At 72.3% G+C, this 16,856-nt stretch carries 11 protein-coding genes and 1 pseudogene; 7 read left to right on the forward strand and 5 right to left on the reverse strand.

The genetic code is table 11. From position 1 onward, the window contains the following. Positions 1–869: 869 nt before the first annotated feature. Together ACYVF7_RS30440 and ACYVF7_RS30445 are read left to right on the forward strand one after the other, a co-directional pair. The gene (locus ACYVF7_RS30440) at positions 870–2,189 is read left to right on the forward strand and encodes an APC family permease (protein ID WP_460347509.1); all 1,320 of its coding nucleotides are present in this window, start codon (positions 870–872) and stop codon (positions 2,187–2,189) included. 648 nt (positions 2,190–2,837) lie between these two features. Next, positions 2,838–3,248 carry a VOC family protein gene (locus ACYVF7_RS30445; protein WP_460347511.1) on the forward strand — a complete coding sequence of 137 codons (411 nt, stop codon included), beginning with the start codon at positions 2,838–2,840 and terminating at the stop codon, positions 3,246–3,248. A 78-nt stretch (positions 3,249–3,326) separates the two neighbouring features. Here the strand turns inward: ACYVF7_RS30445 and ACYVF7_RS30450 are convergent, their stop codons facing one another. Further along, positions 3,327–4,631 (reverse strand): cation:proton antiporter, encoded by a 1,305-nt coding sequence (locus ACYVF7_RS30450; RefSeq protein WP_460347513.1) that lies wholly within the window; start codon positions 4,629–4,631, stop codon positions 3,327–3,329. A gap of 402 nt (positions 4,632–5,033) precedes the next feature. Here ACYVF7_RS30450 and ACYVF7_RS30455 point away from each other — a divergent pair, with 402 nt between their 5' ends. Continuing rightward, positions 5,034–5,384 carry a DUF3054 domain-containing protein gene (locus ACYVF7_RS30455; RefSeq protein ID WP_460347515.1) on the forward strand — a complete coding sequence of 117 codons (351 nt, stop codon included), beginning with the start codon at positions 5,034–5,036 and terminating at the stop codon, positions 5,382–5,384. 27 nt (positions 5,385–5,411) lie between these two features. Here ACYVF7_RS30455 and ACYVF7_RS30460 read toward each other — a convergent pair whose 3' ends face one another. Then, positions 5,412–6,176 (reverse strand): NYN domain-containing protein, encoded by a 765-nt coding sequence (locus ACYVF7_RS30460; RefSeq protein ID WP_460347517.1) that lies wholly within the window; start codon positions 6,174–6,176, stop codon positions 5,412–5,414. 131 nt (positions 6,177–6,307) lie between these two features. After that, positions 6,308–8,635: an ATP-binding protein gene (locus ACYVF7_RS30465; RefSeq protein ID WP_460347519.1), complete on the reverse strand. Its 2,328-nt coding sequence runs from the start codon at positions 8,633–8,635 to the stop codon at positions 6,308–6,310. 119 nt (positions 8,636–8,754) lie between these two features. Between ACYVF7_RS30465 and ACYVF7_RS30470 the strand changes: the two genes are divergently transcribed. Then, positions 8,755–12,105, forward strand: a complete 3,351-nt coding sequence (locus ACYVF7_RS30470; protein WP_460347521.1) for a hypothetical protein — start codon at positions 8,755–8,757, stop codon at positions 12,103–12,105. A gap of 56 nt (positions 12,106–12,161) precedes the next feature. Here the strand turns inward: ACYVF7_RS30470 and ACYVF7_RS30475 are convergent, their stop codons facing one another. Next, entirely contained in the window at positions 12,162–12,407 is a 246-nt protein-coding gene (locus tag ACYVF7_RS30475; protein WP_460347523.1) for a hypothetical protein, read from the reverse strand. 183 nt (positions 12,408–12,590) lie between these two features. On the opposite strand from ACYVF7_RS30475, the gene ACYVF7_RS30480 reads away from it, so the two are divergent. The 3 genes and pseudogenes from ACYVF7_RS30480 to ACYVF7_RS30490 all read left to right on the forward strand — a co-directional run bounded on the left by ACYVF7_RS30480 (position 12,591) and on the right by ACYVF7_RS30490 (position 15,237). Then, complete coding sequence (locus ACYVF7_RS30480) at positions 12,591–13,955, forward strand: MBL fold metallo-hydrolase (RefSeq protein ID WP_460347525.1); 1,365 nt, start codon at positions 12,591–12,593, stop codon at positions 13,953–13,955. Positions 13,956–14,062: 107 nt separating this feature from the next. After that, a pseudogene (locus ACYVF7_RS30485) lies at positions 14,063–14,323 on the forward strand (MFS transporter); the annotation flags it as partial. Positions 14,324–14,400: 77 nt separating this feature from the next. Beyond that, complete coding sequence (locus ACYVF7_RS30490) at positions 14,401–15,237, forward strand: MFS transporter (RefSeq protein ID WP_460347527.1); 837 nt, start codon at positions 14,401–14,403, stop codon at positions 15,235–15,237. Here ACYVF7_RS30490 and ACYVF7_RS30495 read toward each other — a convergent pair. Continuing rightward, the gene (locus ACYVF7_RS30495; protein ID WP_460347529.1) at positions 15,231–16,832 is read right to left on the reverse strand and encodes an FAD-dependent oxidoreductase; all 1,602 of its coding nucleotides are present in this window, start codon (positions 16,830–16,832) and stop codon (positions 15,231–15,233) included. The genes ACYVF7_RS30490 and ACYVF7_RS30495 overlap by 7 nt on opposite strands. Positions 16,833–16,856 lie beyond the last annotated feature (24 nt).

Here is a 16,856-nt window from a genome sequence, read left to right on the forward strand (position 1 = left end):
AGCTCGAAAGTAGGCTGCCATAGCCTTCGCAGATGCGCAATTATTCGAATGCTTACCGACCGACGACGATCGCTTACGGAGCGCCGTCAGCGACGGGCTGGGCTGCCTCTTGGAGAAGCGATTCTTGGCCTTTTCCGAGATAGAGAGTTGCTTTTTTACGCAACCCGAAGCAATCTGATCGGACGGCCGAAACCTGGGCCTTGACTCGATGAGCAGGCATGTTGTCGCTCTGATCAGTGAGTCAGATGTCACCAGTGCGCACGGACCGGACAGGAGTGACCGGTGGGACCGATCCCACCGGAGTCAAGTGCTAAGTGTTGTGACCAGAGTGAAGTTTATCGTCAGATGTTACGGAAGTTAGTTCAAGTACGTTCGCACCTTCCGGAATGGACCTTGTGCGCACCTCCCGCGCGCACGCGGCCGCGCCAGCGCCGGCCCAGCGACTCGCGCCACACACAGCCTCGGACCCGATGTGGCCTGGGCAGGAGCCCTGGACGGGACGCCGGGCGCGGGCGGGCGGAAACGGGGCATCGACACCGCGCCGGGCCGGCGGCCACACGCACGGACCCCCGAGCGCCCCCGGGATCGAGCCGTCTCGGACGCGGCCGTGCCGCCCTGGAGGACCAGGCGGGTCAGGTACGAGTCAGGCCCGTGACCCGAGGTCCGCGCGTCACTCTCGTCGAACAGGCTGGTGAGCCGCCCGTCAACTGAAATCTCATGAGCCGATGAGAATTCGAAATCGTTCATACCGGACACCGTGCACGAGGCGTCCGGCAGAACAATTTGTCAGCGGTCCGTGACGCACGGCGAAATGGGACAGCTCATTTCTCCCTGGATGGCGGGGTGCGGATATGGAAGGCTAGGCGATCGTGGCGGACACAATTCCAGAGAATCCCGCAGGCCGGCTGACCCTGGCTCAGGGGACCGCGATGTACGTGGGCGCGGTGCTCGGCACCGGCGTCATCGCCCTTCCCGCTCTCGCCGCCAGAGTCGCCGGACCGGCGTCGCTGCTGGCGTGGCTCGCCCTCGTCGTCCTTTCCGCGCCGCTCGCCGCGGTCTTCGCCGCCCTCGGCGCCCGCCATCCCGATGCCGGGGGCGTCTCGACGTACGCGCGCCTGGCGTTCGGAGAGCGCGCCGCGGCCGTCGTGGGCTGGTGTTTCTTCTTCGCGGTGCCACCGGGCATGTCGGCCGCCGCCCTGTTCGGCGGCGCGTACGTCTCCGCCGCCCTCGGCGGCGGGACGACGACCACCGTCAGCACGGCGGTGACGATGACGGTCGTGGTCACCGTGGCCAACGCCGTGGGCGTGCAGCTGACCGGGCGGCTGCAGTTCGCGTTCGCCGGGCTGCTGGTCGGCCTCCTCCTCGTCTCGATCGCCCTGTCCCTCCCCCACGCCCGGCTCCACAACCTGACGCCGTTCGCACCGCACGGATGGACGGCCATCGGCCCGGCGGCGGCACTGCTGGTGTGGAGCTTCGCCGGCTGGGAGGCGATCACGCACCTGGCCGCGGAGTTCCGCCGGCCGCGTCGCGACCTGCCCCGGGCGACCGCGGTGGCCGTCGTGACGGTGGGCGCGCTGTACGTCTCCCTGGCCTTCGCGATCATCGCCGTGCTCGGCGCGTCCGCGGGCAGCAGCGAGGCGCCGCTGGGCGAGCTGATGGCGCGGGGGCTCGGCGGCAACGCCCGCGTGCTCGCCGCGGTCGTGGCGACCCTCGTCACGCTCGCCACCATGAACGTCTACTGCGCCGCCGCCGCGAAGCTCGGCTCCGCGTTGAGCCGCGACGGCGCCTTCCCCCGCGGCCTGTCGCGGGGCAGCATGGCGGGTGAGGTGCCGCGACGCAGCCTCGTCGTCGTGGCGACCCTCTACTTCCTCGCGCTGTTCATCGTCATCGGCACCGGCGTGGGCACCCGGCCGCTCGTCCTGCTCGCCACGGGCCAGTTCACGACGGTGTACGCCGTGGGCGTCGCGGCGGCGATCCGGCTGCTCCCCCGCGGCGGCAAGGCGCACATCGCGGCTCTGGTGTCGCTCGCCGGGGTCGTCGCTCTGCTCGTCATGGCCGGGATCTACCTCGTCTGGCCGCTGCTCGTGACCGGCGCCGCGCTGTTGTACCTGCGGTTGGGCCGGCGTCGCCACGAGATCGCGCCACCGCCCGTACCCGTCCTCGATGCACCGGAGAGCAGCAGCCCGTGACGACCGACCTCAGGCCCGACCTGGAGAGCCTCCGCGCCGCCGTCACCGCCTTCGCCGGTTTCACCGGGGCGGACCGCGCGTCCGCGGCACTCGCGCTGGCGACCGCGCCCCGACCGGACCTCACCGTGCCCGCGCACCGGCGTGCCCTGCTGGCCTGGCTGAACTCCTGGGGCTGCCGGATCAGATACCCGCGTCCCGGCGAGCCGGACCTGTTCGACCTCAGCGTCGGCGCGTGGTGGACCCGCCGGCGACACGCGCTGCCGGACGAGGACATCGCTCTGTCCGCGCTCACCGACGAGGCGATCACCGAGCTTCGCGAGTGCTACGCGGATCTGGTCGCGGCACAGGTCGGCAGCCCCGTACGGCCGCGCGCGCTCGGGCCGACCGCGGCGTCCAAGCTGCTCCACGCGCTGCGCCCGAAGGCGCTCATGCCCTGGGACGAGGCGATCGCCGACCACCTGCACGGGGCACGTGACGCCGCGGCGTACGCCGCGCACCTGCGTCTCGGCCGCGCGTGGGCCACGGCGCTGCTCACCGAGGCCGGCGTGGACGAAGAGAAGCTGGCCGACCGGCTCGGCGGCCCGGCCGGCCGCTGGCCAAGATGCTGGACGACTACTGCTACCTGCGGTTCACGAGATCGGAGTCCGGATGATCCTCGGCATCGACCACATTGGACTCGCCAGCGACGACCCCGCTGGAGTCGGCGTCTTCCTGGCCGCGCTGGGCATGGCCAAGGCCGACGCGGGCATCGCCGACGCGTACGGCGTCGCCTGCGAGTTCTGGCAGTACCCGGGCCAGCCCGCCGTGGAGATCGTCTCCCCGGTCACCGACGACTCCTCGGTGGCCGGTCGCCTCGAGCGCAGCGGACCCGGGCTGTACCACCTGGCCTTCGTCGTGGACGACATCGACGCCGAGCTCAGCAGGCTGCGCGGACACGGGTTCGTCCCGATCGACGCGCGGCCGTGCGCCGGCGCCAAGGAGGGCATGGAGGTCGCGTTCATGTACTCGCGCCGCCCCGCCGCGCTGCTGATCGAACTCGTCCGGTACCGGGAGAATTGACCCTCCGAACAGCGGTCTTCCGGCGGGCGCACGCCCGCCGGAAGACCGCTTCGGAAGATGTCGGTACGGGGATGGTCGTCACCGATAGCCGCCGAGCAGCACCTGCTCCCGGTGCTGCTCCTCACTGGTGACCTCGATCCGGCGCACCGCGTAGCGGAGGATCGGCGGCGCCATCACCGAGGTCACGATCGCCACCAGGACGACGATCGTGTACATCGCCGTGGACAGTACGCCCAGCCGCAGTCCGACCATCGCGATGACCAGCCCGATGACCCCCCGGGCGTTCATCCCCGCGCCCAGGGACAGCGCCTCCCAGTGGCCGAGCCGGCTGGCCCGCGCCCCGGTGTAAGCGCCGGCGAACTTGCCGATCACCGCGACCAGGAGGACCACCACGGCCGTGACCGCGACGGCCGGCCGGGTGAGTGCGGTCAGGTCCGCGCGCAGGCCCGCGGTGGCGAAGTACAGCGGCGCCAGCACGGCCATCACGAACGTCCGCAGCGCCGCGAGCCGCTCCGAGCCGGCGCCCCAGCCCGCCGAGCTGAGCAGGATGCCGCCGAGGAAGGCGCCCAGGACCGACTCCATCCCCAGGGCCTGGGTGCCGGCCCCGCACAGGAAGATCACCAACACGGCCGCCGCCACGCCGATCCCCTCCCCCTCCGATCGACCGGCGAGCCGCATGATGACGCGCACGAGCGGTCGCCCGAGGACGACGGCGAACGCGACCACTCCGGCCAGGCCGGCCACGGACCTCGCGACCCCGGAGGCGTGCACTCCCGTGGTCGCCATCGCGGACACGACCGACAGCAGCAGCCATCCGGCCGCGTCGTCCACCACCGCCGAGTTGACGATCTGCTGGCCGATGTCGCGGTGGAGCAGCCGCATCTCCAGCAGCGTCTTGGCGATGACGGGGATCGCGCTCACGCACAGCGCGACGCCGATGAACCAGGCGAAGACCGTACGGTCCTCGCCGGCGACCAGAAGTGAGCCGGGGAGGAGGAAACCGACGCCGATCCCCAATCCGAGCGGTACGAGCAGGCCGCCGGCACTGACGCGCACCGCCGTCATGCCCTGGCGTTTGACCAGGTCCAGGTCGATGTGCATGCCGGTGATGCCGACGAGGAGGAGGACACCGAACTGCCCGGCCGCGTCCAGCAGATGCTGCTGGTCAGGCCGCTGGGGCAGCAGCCACCCCGCGAACCCGGGCGCCACGTGATCGAGCAGCGAGGGCCCCAAGAGCACCCCGGCGAACAATTCGCCGACGATCGCGGGCATGCCCAGCCGCCGCGCCAACCGGCCCAGTGCGAGCGCCGCTCCCAGGAGCAGTCCGATTTGGAGAAGGAACACCAGGAGTTGGTGACTGTTGAGAGGAGCGACAGGTGCCATGAGTGGTTCCTCACTCTTCAGAAGAGTCACAGAACGCGGCGTCCCCGGCGCGACCTCGAGAAATGCATTCGCGTCCGGTGTCGCGGTGGCGAATTTCGCCTTACCGTTCTGATCGACACGGTGGATCCTCACCCGGCAATGCCGAGCAAGTCAAGGAAAAGGGCACCGCAAGAAAAGCGGTTGCCAACGTCGCACCTGACCGGACTTCTCGTTTTCCCGATGAATGACGCTGCGGTCGAATGACGGTTTCGACACGGTAGTGACCACGGAAATGCCCGCCCGATGTTCAACTGCGGTGTCGGTTCAGTTGAACGGGCGCGGATCTCGGCGAGCGTCTTGCCAGCGGGCCGATCCGGCAGGGTGCGCAGAGGTGGCCACGCGCCCGTCGGTACGCTGACGCGCATGCGTTCGGTAACCGCGGTGGCCCTTGACCTGTGCTGTGTGATGGCGTTCGTGGTGATCGGGCGGGCCGGCCACAGTGAGGGCGAGACCATCGCCGGGATCGCGAAGACGGCCTGGCCGTTCCTGCTGGGACTGCTGATCGGCTGGGCGGTGACCCGGGCCTGGCGGCGACCTGCGGCGCTCGCCGGCACCGGCATCGGCGTCTGGCTGGTGACCGTCGCCGCCGGCATGGCGTTGCGCGTCGTCTCCGGTCAGGGGACCGCGGTGACCTTCGTTCTCGTCGCGCTGGTCTTTCTCGGGCTGGTCATGCTCGGCTGGCGTGCCGTGGCCCATCGAATCGTGCGGGCATGACGCCGCGATCCGCGGCCTGGAGTGATGTCAGCCGCCCTGGCGGCGCTTGTCCCGGGCGTAGATGACCGCCTGTTTTCCGTCGCCGGGGCTACGGCGGTCCAGTTCGAACAGGGTCGTGGCGGTCATCAGGTCGCTGAGCTTGGCGTATCCGTAGGTGCGGGAGTCGAAGTCGGGGCGCTGCTTGGTGATGATGTGCCCGACATTGGCGAGCGGGGCCCATCCGTCGTCGTCGGAGGCCGCCTCCACGGCGTTGCGCAGCTGATTCACCAGCGCGGTGTCCGCCTTGAGCTTCGCCGCCGACGCCGACGGAGCCGGCCTCAGCGAGACGTCGGGAGTGGTCGGGCTCGTGGCGTAGCTGAGGTTTTCGATATAGATGAACTTGTCGCATGCCGAGACGAAGGGCTTGGGCGTCTTACGTTCGCCGAATCCGTACACGGTCAGCCCGGACTCGCGGATACGCGCGGCCAGGCGAGTGAAGTCGCTATCGCTGGAGACGAGACAGAAGCCGTCGAACCGTCCGGTGTACAACAGGTCCATTGCGTCGATGACCATCGCGGCGTCGGTGGCGTTCTTGCCCGTGGTGTACGCGAACTGCTGGATCGGCTGAATCGACTGGGTCAGCAACTGCTCTTTCCAGCCTTTCAGGCTCGTGCCCGTCCAGTCGCCGTACGCCCGCTTGACGTGCGCCGTGCCGTACTTGGCGACCTCGGCCAGCAAGCCCTCGACCACCGAGGACTGTGCGTTGTCGGCGTCGATGAGCACGGCGAGCTTGGCAGCGTTCTCGCTGTCCACGGGCGCTTCTCCTCGTCTTGGGGGTACCGGAGGGCCAAGGTCGGACCTGCAGCCAGTGTGGCAGGACGCCAGGTCGGCGCGCACCGGTCGGTCAGGGAACGGCCGGCCGAGAGCAAGGGCGGCCGGGTCCGTCAGTCCGCGAGTGCGGCCTGCTCGGCGACCCAGGTGGCGATCTGGGCGCGGGAGGTGAACCCGAGCTTGCGGAGGATGTGCTCGATGTGACCTTCGGCGGTGCGCTGGGCGATCACCAGTGACGCGGCGATCTCCTTGTTGCTCATTCCTTGACCGACGAGCCGGGCGATCTCCGTCTCTCGCCGGGTCAAGGGCGACCAGCGGTCGGTCACGCCGGACCGGCCGGGCGTGGGCCGGGGCTCGTCGAGGACGTAGGCGAGCGCTTCGTCGTCGGAGAGCCTGGTGCCTCGTTCGACGGCCGCCCGGAAGGCCGACGGGCCGAGGGCCTCGCGCGCACGGGTCTCGCATTCATCGTGGTAGCCCGCGAGATGGGCATATCCCGGCAGCGGCACGCCGACCGCCTCCCAGACGTTCCGCAGGATGCCCAGCATCGCGGCGGCCCGCTCGTGGTCCTGCTCGGTGGCGGCGATCCAGGCCAGCACCTCGAGGTTCAGGCCGACCCCGAGCGAGTCGCCGAGCGACCGGTTGAACCGCAGGCTCTCCCGTTCCAGGGAGGCGGCGCGCCGAGTGTCGCCCTCGCGCCAGGCCTCGATGCCGAGCGCCGTCCTCGTGTACGCCTTCTGCCAGAGCTCTCCGTGGGCGTCACAGACGGACATGCTCTCCTCGGCGGCGGCGATCGCCCGTTCCGCGTGCCCGAGGAAGGAGTACGCGAGGGACAGCCGGGTCAGGGCCAGAACCTCACCGAAAGGATCTTCGGTGGCGCGGTGACGGGCCACCGACTCCTCGAAGAACCGGACCGCCGACGCGCCGTCTCCCTGGTGCATGGCGACCATCCCGGAGTACAGGGCGACGTACCCGAGGACCGGCTCCAGCCCGAGCCGTTCCCCGAGGGCCCTGCTCTCGGCGAGCATCTTCGTGGCCGAGGCCTGATCGCCCTGGATGATCGCGAGCCAGCTGCACGCCCACAGCGCCCGGGCCCTGACCTCGGAGCCGCCGCCGCTGTCCGCGAGCCCCTGTTCGAGCCAGACGCGCCCCTCCCCCATGTGGCAGCTGGTGATCCAGTGGTGCAGGAGGTCGCTGGCCATGTCGATGCACAGCCCCGCGTGCTCGGCGTGGCAGTACTCCAGGGCGGTGCGCAGGTTCGGGTGCTCCACGCGCAGCCGGGTGAGGAGCTCGACCTGCCCCGGGCCGAACAGCCGGGCCTTCGCCTCCCGCGAGAGCCGCCGGTAGTAGTCGCGGTACCGCCGTTTCACCGCCGGTTCCTCCCCCGAGGCGGCCAGCCGCTCCCGGCCGTACTGCCGGATCGTGTCCAGCAGGCGGTAGCGGACCCCGCTCGGGTACTCGTCGCGGACGAGAACCGACTTCTCCACCAGGCCGATGACCAGGCCGACGATCTCATCGCGGGCGATGCCGTCCCCGGAGCAGACCTCCTCGGCCCCCTCCAGGTCCAGGCTGCCGGTGAACACCGACACGCGCGCCCACAGCAGGCGCTCGCTCTCGGTGCACAGGGAGTAACTCCAGTCGATCAGGGCACGGAGTGTCCGGTGCCGGGGCACGACCGCCCCCGATCCCGCGCTGAGCAGCCGGAAACGGTCGTCCAGCCGGTCCAGCAACTGCTCGACCGACAGCACGCGCAGCCGCGCGGCGGCGAGCTCGATACCGAGAGGAAGGCCGTCCAGGCGCCGGCAGATCCGTTCGACGATCTCCCGGTTCTGCTCCGTGACGGCGAACCCGGGAAGCACCGCCTCGGCCCGCTCGGCGAAGAGCCGGACGGCGTCGGACGCCGCCGCCGTGCCGTGCCGCGGCCCGTCCGGCAGGGACAGCATGGGGACGGTGAACGTCTTCTCGCTGAAGATCCCCAGCGGTTGCCGGCTGGTGGCCAGGATCCGCAGCCCTGGAACGGAGGGCAGCAGCCTCTGCACCAGCACGGCGGACTCGTGGAGGACGTGCTCGCAGTTGTCCAAGATCACTAGCATCCGCTCGTCGCGCAGCCGCTCGACCAGTACGTCGATGGGCCGCTGTATCGAGTGGTCCTGGATCTGCAGCGCGGCGACCAGCGCCTGGGGCAGCAGCGTGGGGTTGTCCAGCTCCGCGAGTTCGACCAGCCAGACGTCGTCGGGGAAGCCGCGCCGCAGTTCGGTGGCGACGCGCAGCGCCAGCCGGGTCTTCCCGATACCGCCCGGACCCATGAGGGTCACCATCCGTGAGGCGGACAGGAGGCGTTTGACCTCGGCAACCTCATGCCGACGTCCGATGAAGCTGGTCACCTCGGCGGGGAGCCCGAGATCGTTCCTCCGCCTCGAGGTGCTCGACGTGACAGTGGTCATCGACGCCTCGTATCGGCTCCGGCCGCGCTCGCCGGCGACTGCGACCAGCCGACATGCCCACCCTAATCTCCTCATATCTCGCGCGCCACCAGGCCCTCTATGCGGCAAGATGGCGCGCCATGCACGTCGATGATCTGCTGGACGAGATCGAGCCGCTGACCTACAAGCGGCGCTGCGAGCGGCTGGCGGGGCTGCGCCGGCTGGCGGGCGACCCCGCGCTCGCCGGCCTGCTGGCCGGGCTGGGCGCGCGCGGAAACTACGAGCGGTCCCTCGCCCTGTTCATCGCGGCTGCCGTACGGGACGACGCGTCGCTGGCGTACATCGGGCGGACCGCGCAGGACCCGGACGCGCAGCTCGCGTGCGAGGCGATCCGGTACGGCGTGAAGTACGGGGTCGGCCCGGAGCCGTTCCTGGAACGGCTCGAGGACGCTCCGGCCGCGGTTCGCACGGTGATCTACGACGCCGTTCGCAAGCGGAGGCGGACGGACCTGGCCGACGCGCTCATCGGCCCGGTCGCCGACCGGTGGGGCGATCAGGAGGCGGCGGCGCTGCTGCCGGCGTGCGGCGACACGGTCGTACGGGCCCGGCTGGACGCGCTGGCGCACGCCGTGCCGAGCTGGAAGCGGCTCGGCCACGCGCACCCAGGCCCGGTCCTGGACCACGCGGAACGGCGGCTCGCCGCGCTGCCCGAGGGGGCCCGGAACGCCTGGTGGAACCGGCACGGCGGCGGGATCGCGGCGGCGGTGCCGCATGATCCCGGACGGGTCGTCGCGCTGCTGGAACGCCACTGCCACACTGCCTGGCTGCCGCACGCCCTGCAAAGGTGGGCCGGGCTGCTGCTGGCAGCCGAGCCGGGCCGCATGCTGCGCCTGCTGCTGTCCGAACGGCACCGCGGGCACCTGCGCGACCTGCTCGGCCACCGGGCGCTACGGGACCGCCTCGCCCGGCTCGACGACACCGACCTGGCGGCCGTGGCACGGGCGGTGCGGGAGGACGAGGACGCGCTGAGCGAACTGCTCCACGCGCTCGCGCCGTCGCGGCGGGGACGGCTGTTCGACGCCGCGATGAGCGGCGTGGACCTGAGCGAGGCGAAGATCGGCGACGCCCTGCTCGACGTGCTGCCACGCGCCGTCCGGATCAGGGAGGCCCGCCGGATGCTGGGTCTGCGCCGCGTCGCCGAGACGCCCGCACGCGTGCGGGAACTGACCGCCCACCTGCCGTACGACGAGGCGCTGCCCGTGCTGGGCGAGCTGACGCGCAGGCCGGACCCCGACGAGCGCGCGACCGGATACCGGCTGCTGATCCACTGTGCCGGGCGTAGCGGCGACCCGGACGTGCTGACGCGGATGTTCGAATCGCTCGGGCGGCTCCGCAACGAGCAGGACCCGGTCCGCGGCACCGCGCTGCGGGCGCTCGCCGCCGTCCCGGAGAACCTGCTGCTGCCCATCCACGCGGCGGCGGTCGGACAACTCACCGACGACGCGCTGGACGCCCGCGACTGCTCCCACGCCACCCGCCACACGATCTCCCAGATCGCCACCGTGTTCTGCCGTCAGGGCGCGATCCGCGACGACGGCGACCTGGTGGTGTTCGGGCTCGACCTGTTCAAGCGCCTCACCGGCCATGCGGGCATGTTCACGCTGGGCCGTCTCGACCACGTGCTGAGGCGCGGCCAGGAACACCGTCTCGCCGCGACGCTGGCGCCCTACCTGCGGGACGCGGCGCGACGCGACGACCACCGGCTCGCGCTGATCCTCGCCCGGTCACTCGGCCGCCGCGCCTACGACGTCATCGAGATCCAGGACGCGCTGCGGGCGGCGCTGGAGGCCACCAGCGACTTCGTCCTGCGCCGGGCGATCGAGCTCTGGCTCGCCCCGCCGCGCACCCGCGACGAGCGCGTCGCGGCGGTCGTCGAACGGGATCCGTCGGCGGTCGCGATCCCCGCGGTCCTCTCCGCCATCGCGCTCGGGCGCACCGACCTGCTGCACCTCGTGCTGACCCGGAACACCCCGGCGGGCCGGTTCCAGCGCGCGGACGTGACCTATGTGCCGCTCGCGGCGCGGTCGTGGGTCCGGCGCTGGACGGGGCGGCAGCGCGACGCCTACCTGGCGCTCCTCGAACGCGCCGCGGCCTCGCCGGGTGTCCCCGACAGTCAGCGGGCGGCCGCGGTCTCGGCCATCGCGCAGGTCCCCGGGACGACCGCGACGCGGCTGCGGCCCTACTTCGCGTCGGAGGGCCACATCCGCCGGGTGGCGCTCACCGCCGCCGCGTGGACGGCGTCCCCGCAGGACGTCCTGCCGGACCTGCTCGCGCACGCCTCCTCGGACGACGCGCACGTCGCCGTGTACGCCGCGAGCCGGGCCGCGCGCTTCGTGCCGCCGTCGGCGCTGGCGGGCGCGCTCGGGCCGGTCCTGACCGAAGGCAAGATCACCGCGCGGAAGGAGGCGCTGCGGATCCTGCTGCGCAACCGGGTGCCGGAGGCGATGGACCTCGTCACGACGGCGTGGGAGGACCCCGGCCAGCACCGCGACGTGCGCGCCGCGATCGTCTCGGCCGTCCGCGAGCACCTGGCCGAGCCGGCCGCGCGGCGGATCCTGACCGAGGCCGCCGAGGGGCCACGGGACCTGGCCCGCCAGGTGCTCGGCACGCTGCCGCTCCAGATCGACGAACGGTTCCGGACGGAGTACGCCGCGCTGGTGGTGCGCGTGGCCCGGTCCGCGGATCCGGAGGCGCGGGACGCGGCACTGACCGCCATCCCGGCGTGGGCGCCCTGGGCGCCGGACGCCCCGGCCGTGCTCGCCGCCCTGATCACCGATCTCGGCGAGACGCGGAGCTGGCGGGCGGCCCTGTCCGCGCTGGTCGGCTGCGTGGCCGGAGGCGCCGGCGCGGCGGAACTGGGCGCGGTCGCGGCCGAACTGGCCGCCGCGCCGGACCTGCCCGACGCTGCGGCCGACCGCGACCTGCCCGCCCTTCAGCGGCTGACCGCGCTGGTGGGCGCCGTCCGCGGCACTGCGGCGCACGATCGCCGCGGCGCCGATCGCGCCGTCCGCGCCGTGGACGGGCGGCTGCCGGAACCTCTCGCGGGCGAGCTCACCGCCGCCACCCTGCGGTGGGACTCCCCCGGCGCCGCCGAGGCCGTCGACGCTCTGGCCGACCGGTGCACGGGCGGGCCACTGGCTGTCCTGCACGTCGCGGGCGCGCTGGCCGACGGGCCGGTCGAGGGGCGCCACCCCCACGGGGTTTTCGCCCGCCACGACCTGCCCGAACCGGACCAGGTGTACCCGCACGCCGCCCGGCTCGCCACGCGCGGCGACCTGGCCGGTGGCCTGTTCGCGTGCGCGCTCGCCGAGCGCCACGGCCCCCGCGCGGGCTGGCCGCAGGCGTGGCGGGACCTGCTGCGCGGGCTGCGCGCCCACACCGCGCCGGACGTCGCCTTCGTCGCGAGGACGATCCACACCGCCCAGGAATGAGATCGACCCACTGGTCGGTCACCACGCGACCGCCGCGATCCGCCCGGGGCCCTCGCTCAGACCTCCTCGAGCACCTCGCCCAAGCCTCGGACCAGCCTCCGATGCGCCTGGTCCGCCAGCAGGTGCCCGGCGCCGATGACCAGCGCGATGGGCCACTCCACCACCTCGAAGACGGCGAGCAGCCCGAGCCCGGCGTAATAGACCAGCTTCTCGGGCGGAGGCAACGTGACCACTCCGAGCATGGGCACCCGCACGTCCCTGCCAAGATGCTGCTCGATCTCATGCATCGCCGATTCCACCATGTCACGGCACCTTCGGCTCAGCATCGCCGTCACCAGGCCCTACCCGCCGCCGCGCCGTCGCATGCTCACGACAGAGTCAGAAGATCTTCACGTCCCGCGCCGCCCCGTTTTCACAATTATTGTGGATGTGAGACGGGGTTTGCCGTGCCGCACCCCAGTTTGGGGTAGTTGTGGATTGCTTTCGTGGGTTTCGCCGAGGACCACCTGATACCGCTGGTCGATGAAGGACTGGGCAACAGCGCCTACCTCCTCGACCTTGGCGATGGCCGCGCCCTGGTCGTCGATGCCAGTAGGGATCTGCGTGCCCTGCACGCCGCCGTGCGGCGGCGCGGCCTGGACGTCGCCTACGCGGCGGACACGCATCTGCACGCGGACTTCCTGTCCGGTGCCGTCCAGCTCGCCCACGACGCCGGCGCCACCGTGCTGGCCTCCGCCGCCGGACGGCGGTTCTTCGCCCACATCCCGCTCGCGGACGGTGACGAGGTCGACCTGGGCGGGCTTCGGCTGCGGGCCCTGGCCACGCCGGGCCACACCGACGAGCACCTGTCCTATCTGCTGCTGGACGGCGACCGCGAACTGGGCGTGTTCACCGGCGGCTCGCTGATCGTGAACTCCGCCGCCCGTACCGACCTGCTCGGCGCCGACCGGACCGAGGAACTCGCCCGCGCCCAGTACCGCTCCCTCCAGCGCCTGGCCGCCCTCCCCGACCGGGTCGCGGTGTGGCCCACCCACGGGGCGGGCTCGTTCTGCTCGGTCCCGCCCGGCACCGAGCGCACCACCACCGTCGGCGACCAGAAGAGGACCAACACGCTGCTCGCGGCGCCGGATGAGGACGCCTTCGTCCAGCGCCTTCTGGACGGCTTCGGCTCCTACCCCCCGTACTTCGACCGGCTCGCACAGGTCAACCGGCGCGGACCCGCCCTGCTCCCCGCCGTCGTGGAACCGGCGCCCCTGCCCGCGGCGGCCGTACGGGAACTGCTCGCCCAGGGCGCCCGGCTGGTCGACGTCCGCCCGGTGGAACAGTTCGCCGCCGGGCACATCACCGGGGCCGTCTCGATCCCGCTGCGCGAGGCGTTCGCGACCTGGCTGGGCTGGCTGCTCCCGCCGGACGTGCCGCTGGTGTTCCTCCTCGGCCCCGGCCAGGACGGCGTGGAGGCGGCGTGGCAGGCGGCGAAGATCGGCTACGACCGCCTCGCCGGTCACCTGCACGGCGGCATGGACGCCTGGCGGGCGGTCGGCGGGCCCGTACGCGTGCTGGAGCTGGTCACGGCCGACCGCATCGGCGACCGCCCCGTCCTCGACGTGCGGCAGGACGCCGAGTACGCGGCCGGGCACATCCCCCACACCCGGCACGCCGAACTCGGCACTCTGCCCCGGTCGTCCGAGGCGGCCCCGGCCGGGACCGTGGTGATGTGCGGGCACGGCGAGCGCGCCATGACCGCCGCCAGCATCCTGGCCCGCGGCGGCGCCGGCGACGTGGCCGTGCTGGTCGGCGGGCCCGCCGACTGGGTGCGGGCCACCGGCCGCCCCCTGGAGGAGGGCCGGTGACCACGCCGGCCACCACCGGCGCGACCGGCCACGGCGTCCGGCTCGGGCTGCGCGCCAACTTGGCGCAGTTCATCCTCCTGGTGGCGGTCAACGCCCTGGTCGGCGGCATGCTCGGCCAAGAACGCACCGTGCTGCCCCTGCTCGCACGCCAGGTCTTCCACCTGTCCGCCTACACTGCGGCTCTCACCTACATCGTGGCCTTCGGCGCCACCAAGGCGATCACCAACTTCTTCGCCGGCACCCTGTCGGACCGCTACGGCCGCAAGCCCGTCCTGGTCGCCGGGTGGTTGGTCGCCCTCCCGGTGCCGGTCCTGCTCATCTGGGGACCGGCCTGGGGCTGGATCGTGTTCGCCAACGTCCTGCTCGGCATCAACCAGGGTCTGACCTGGTCCACCACCGTCATCATGAAGATCGACCTGGTCGGGCGGCCCGCCGCGGGCTGGCGATGGGCTTCAACGAAGCCGCCGGCTACGTCGCCCTGGCCGCCACCGCCATGGCCACCGGCGCCATCGCCGCCCACGCCGGGCTACGGCCGGGCCCGTTCCTGCTCGGCGCCGCCTACGCCGCCCTGGGCCTGGGCCTGTCCACCCTGGCCGTCCGCGAGACCCGGGCCCACGCCCGCGCGGAAGCCGCCCGCCACCGCGCCCCGGCCGACGCCGACCACCACGGCAAGCTCACCACGGGTCAGGTCGCGTGGATCACCAGCGCCCGCGACAGGGCCCTGTCGGCGGCCAGCCAGGCCGGCATGGTCAACAACCTCAACGACGCCCTCGCCTGGGGCGTCTTCCCCCTGCTGTTCGCCGCCCACGGCCTGTCCGTCGCCGCGATCGGCGTGCTCGCCGCCCTCTACCCCGCGGTATGGGGCCTCGGGCAGCTGGTCACCGGCTGGTGGTCCGACCGGATCGGCCGCAAGCACCTGATCACCGCCGGCATGCTGATCCAGGCCGCCGCCATCGCCCTGGTGGCGGTCGGCACCGCCTTCCCCCTGTGGGCGGCGGCGCAGGTCCTGCTCGGCGCCGGCACCGCGCTGGTCTACCCCACGCTGCTCGCCGCCATCGGCGACGTCGCCCACCCCGCCTGGCGCGCCCGCGCCGTCGGCGTCTACCGCCTCTGGCGCGATGGCGGCTTCGCCATCGGCGCCCTGCTCGCCGGGGCCCTCGCCGACGCCTACGGCCTGACCACCGCCATCTGGGCCGTCGCCGCCCTCACCGCCGCCTCCGGACTGACCGTGGCGGCGCGCATGTACGAAACCCACCCGCGGCCCGCAGGACCGGATCAGTAGCCCCGTACCCGCGGCCAGTGCAGCTCGACGCCCGACCGGACGAGCCGGTCCTGGTAGTCGGCGAGCAGCTCGTCCTTCTTGCGGACGGCGTGCGGCGTCGCGGACGTGTCCAGGCAGAACGCCGCGAGGGTGCCCGCCGCCTCGCCGATGTTCCACTCGACGGGATGCAGGCGGTAGGCGCCGTTGCTGATGTGGGTGGTGCCGATGTTCTTGGCCGCCGCGAGGAGGTTGTCCATGCGCCGTGGGATCAGGGCGCCGAGCGGGATCTCGAACGGCGAGCAGCCCACGTCGATGTAGTTGTCGCCGCCGGTCGAGGGGTGCAGGTCGATCCGGTACATGCCGACGCCCACCGAGTCGCGGTAGCGGACGGCGCCCTCGTCGCCGCGTACGACGAGGGACAGGTCCTGCTCGGGGACGGTGTAGAGGGCGCGGATGCGGCGCGACTCCCGGATGTACGGCGCCTGGGCGAGGCCGTCGGTGCCTCCGGTGATGTCGCCGCGAAGGCGCAGGCCCGGGTATCCGGTGCCGCCGTCCGGCCGCGGCGCCTCGGTCTGCATCCAGTACAGCGCCGACCGCGACAGCTCGCGCGCGGCCTCCAGGTGCCGGTCGGCGTCCGGGACGTCGATGATCGAGCCGTCGAAGTAGTCGATCATCGGCCAGTTCACGAGCGTGATGTCGCTGGCGTAGGCGCCGTCCTCGAAGTTGCGCCGTGCGGCGATCCGGCGGAACGTCCACAGGTCCAGGTCACCGCCGAAGCGCCGCTGGTCGCCGAGGACGTCCATCGGGTCGCCGTCGGGGTTGGGGGTGAAGGACCGCTCGACCGGCTCCAGGGTGCGCGGCACCGGCGCCCGCCAGGACAGCAGGCGGTCGCCCCAGAACTCCGGCCGGTACTCCCGCCAGTAGTCGTAGGTCCTCGGCCGCTCGATCGTGTGGTCGCCGTCGACGTGGTCGAGGGCGAAGCACACCGAGATAGCCTGCATGTTCTGCGGCTGGGCCTCCGCCGGCGCGCTGGGCTCCCCGGTCTCGGCCCGCGACTCGAAGCCGGTGACGTACTCGGTGCCCGTCAGGGGCAGCAGCTCGCCGGTCTCGGTGGCGTCCAGCACGTACGGGGCGGAGACGGTCACCCGCGCGCCCGTGTCGCGGTGCGCCAGGGTCACGGCGGTCACGCGGTCGCCGTCGACGTCCGCCCCGGCCGGCCGGTAGGGCTGGAGGACGCGCAGCCGGCCCGAGCCGCGGTAGGGGGCGAGCATGGCCTCGATGACGGCGACCGCGACGCGGGGCTCGTGACAGAGCCGGCTCACCGAGCCCGCGCCGGGGTTCAGCTCGTCCCAGGCGCGAGCCCGCCCGGTGAGGGGGTAGTGGTCGCGGTAGTAGGCCCGGATGCCGTCGCGCAGCGCGCGGTAGCCGGCGGTGACGCCGAAGCGCTCGACCCAGGTGTGCTCGTCCGGCGGCACCGCCTGGCTGGTGAGCTGACCGCCCAGCCAGTCGTACTCCTCGGTCAGCACGACCGAGCGGCCCGCCTTCAGCAGCGCCAGCGCGGCGGCGACGCCGCCCAGTCCTCCGCCCACGACGAGGACATCGGTGTGAATCTCCATTTGGGGGAAAGCTCCTGTGAAGGG

The organism is Actinoallomurus acanthiterrae, assembly GCF_054775715.1.

Excerpts from the sequence above, each read along its gene's own strand:
- ACYVF7_RS30445 (WP_460347511.1), top strand. The coding sequence starts at position 2,838 with ATGATCCTCGGCATCGACCACATTGGACTCGCCAGCGACGACCCCGCT.
- ACYVF7_RS30450 (WP_460347513.1), bottom strand. The coding sequence starts at position 4,631 with ATGGCACCTGTCGCTCCTCTCAACAGTCACCAACTCCTGGTGTTCCTT.
- ACYVF7_RS30455 (WP_460347515.1), top strand. The coding sequence starts at position 5,034 with ATGCGTTCGGTAACCGCGGTGGCCCTTGACCTGTGCTGTGTGATGGCG.
- ACYVF7_RS30465 (WP_460347519.1), bottom strand. The coding sequence starts at position 8,635 with ATGACCACTGTCACGTCGAGCACCTCGAGGCGGAGGAACGATCTCGGG.
- ACYVF7_RS30470 (WP_460347521.1), top strand. The coding sequence starts at position 8,755 with ATGCACGTCGATGATCTGCTGGACGAGATCGAGCCGCTGACCTACAAG.
- ACYVF7_RS30475 (WP_460347523.1), bottom strand. The coding sequence starts at position 12,407 with ATGGTGGAATCGGCGATGCATGAGATCGAGCAGCATCTTGGCAGGGAC.
- ACYVF7_RS30490 (WP_460347527.1), top strand. The coding sequence starts at position 14,401 with ATGGGCTTCAACGAAGCCGCCGGCTACGTCGCCCTGGCCGCCACCGCC.
- ACYVF7_RS30495 (WP_460347529.1), bottom strand. The coding sequence starts at position 16,832 with ATGGAGATTCACACCGATGTCCTCGTCGTGGGCGGAGGACTGGGCGGC.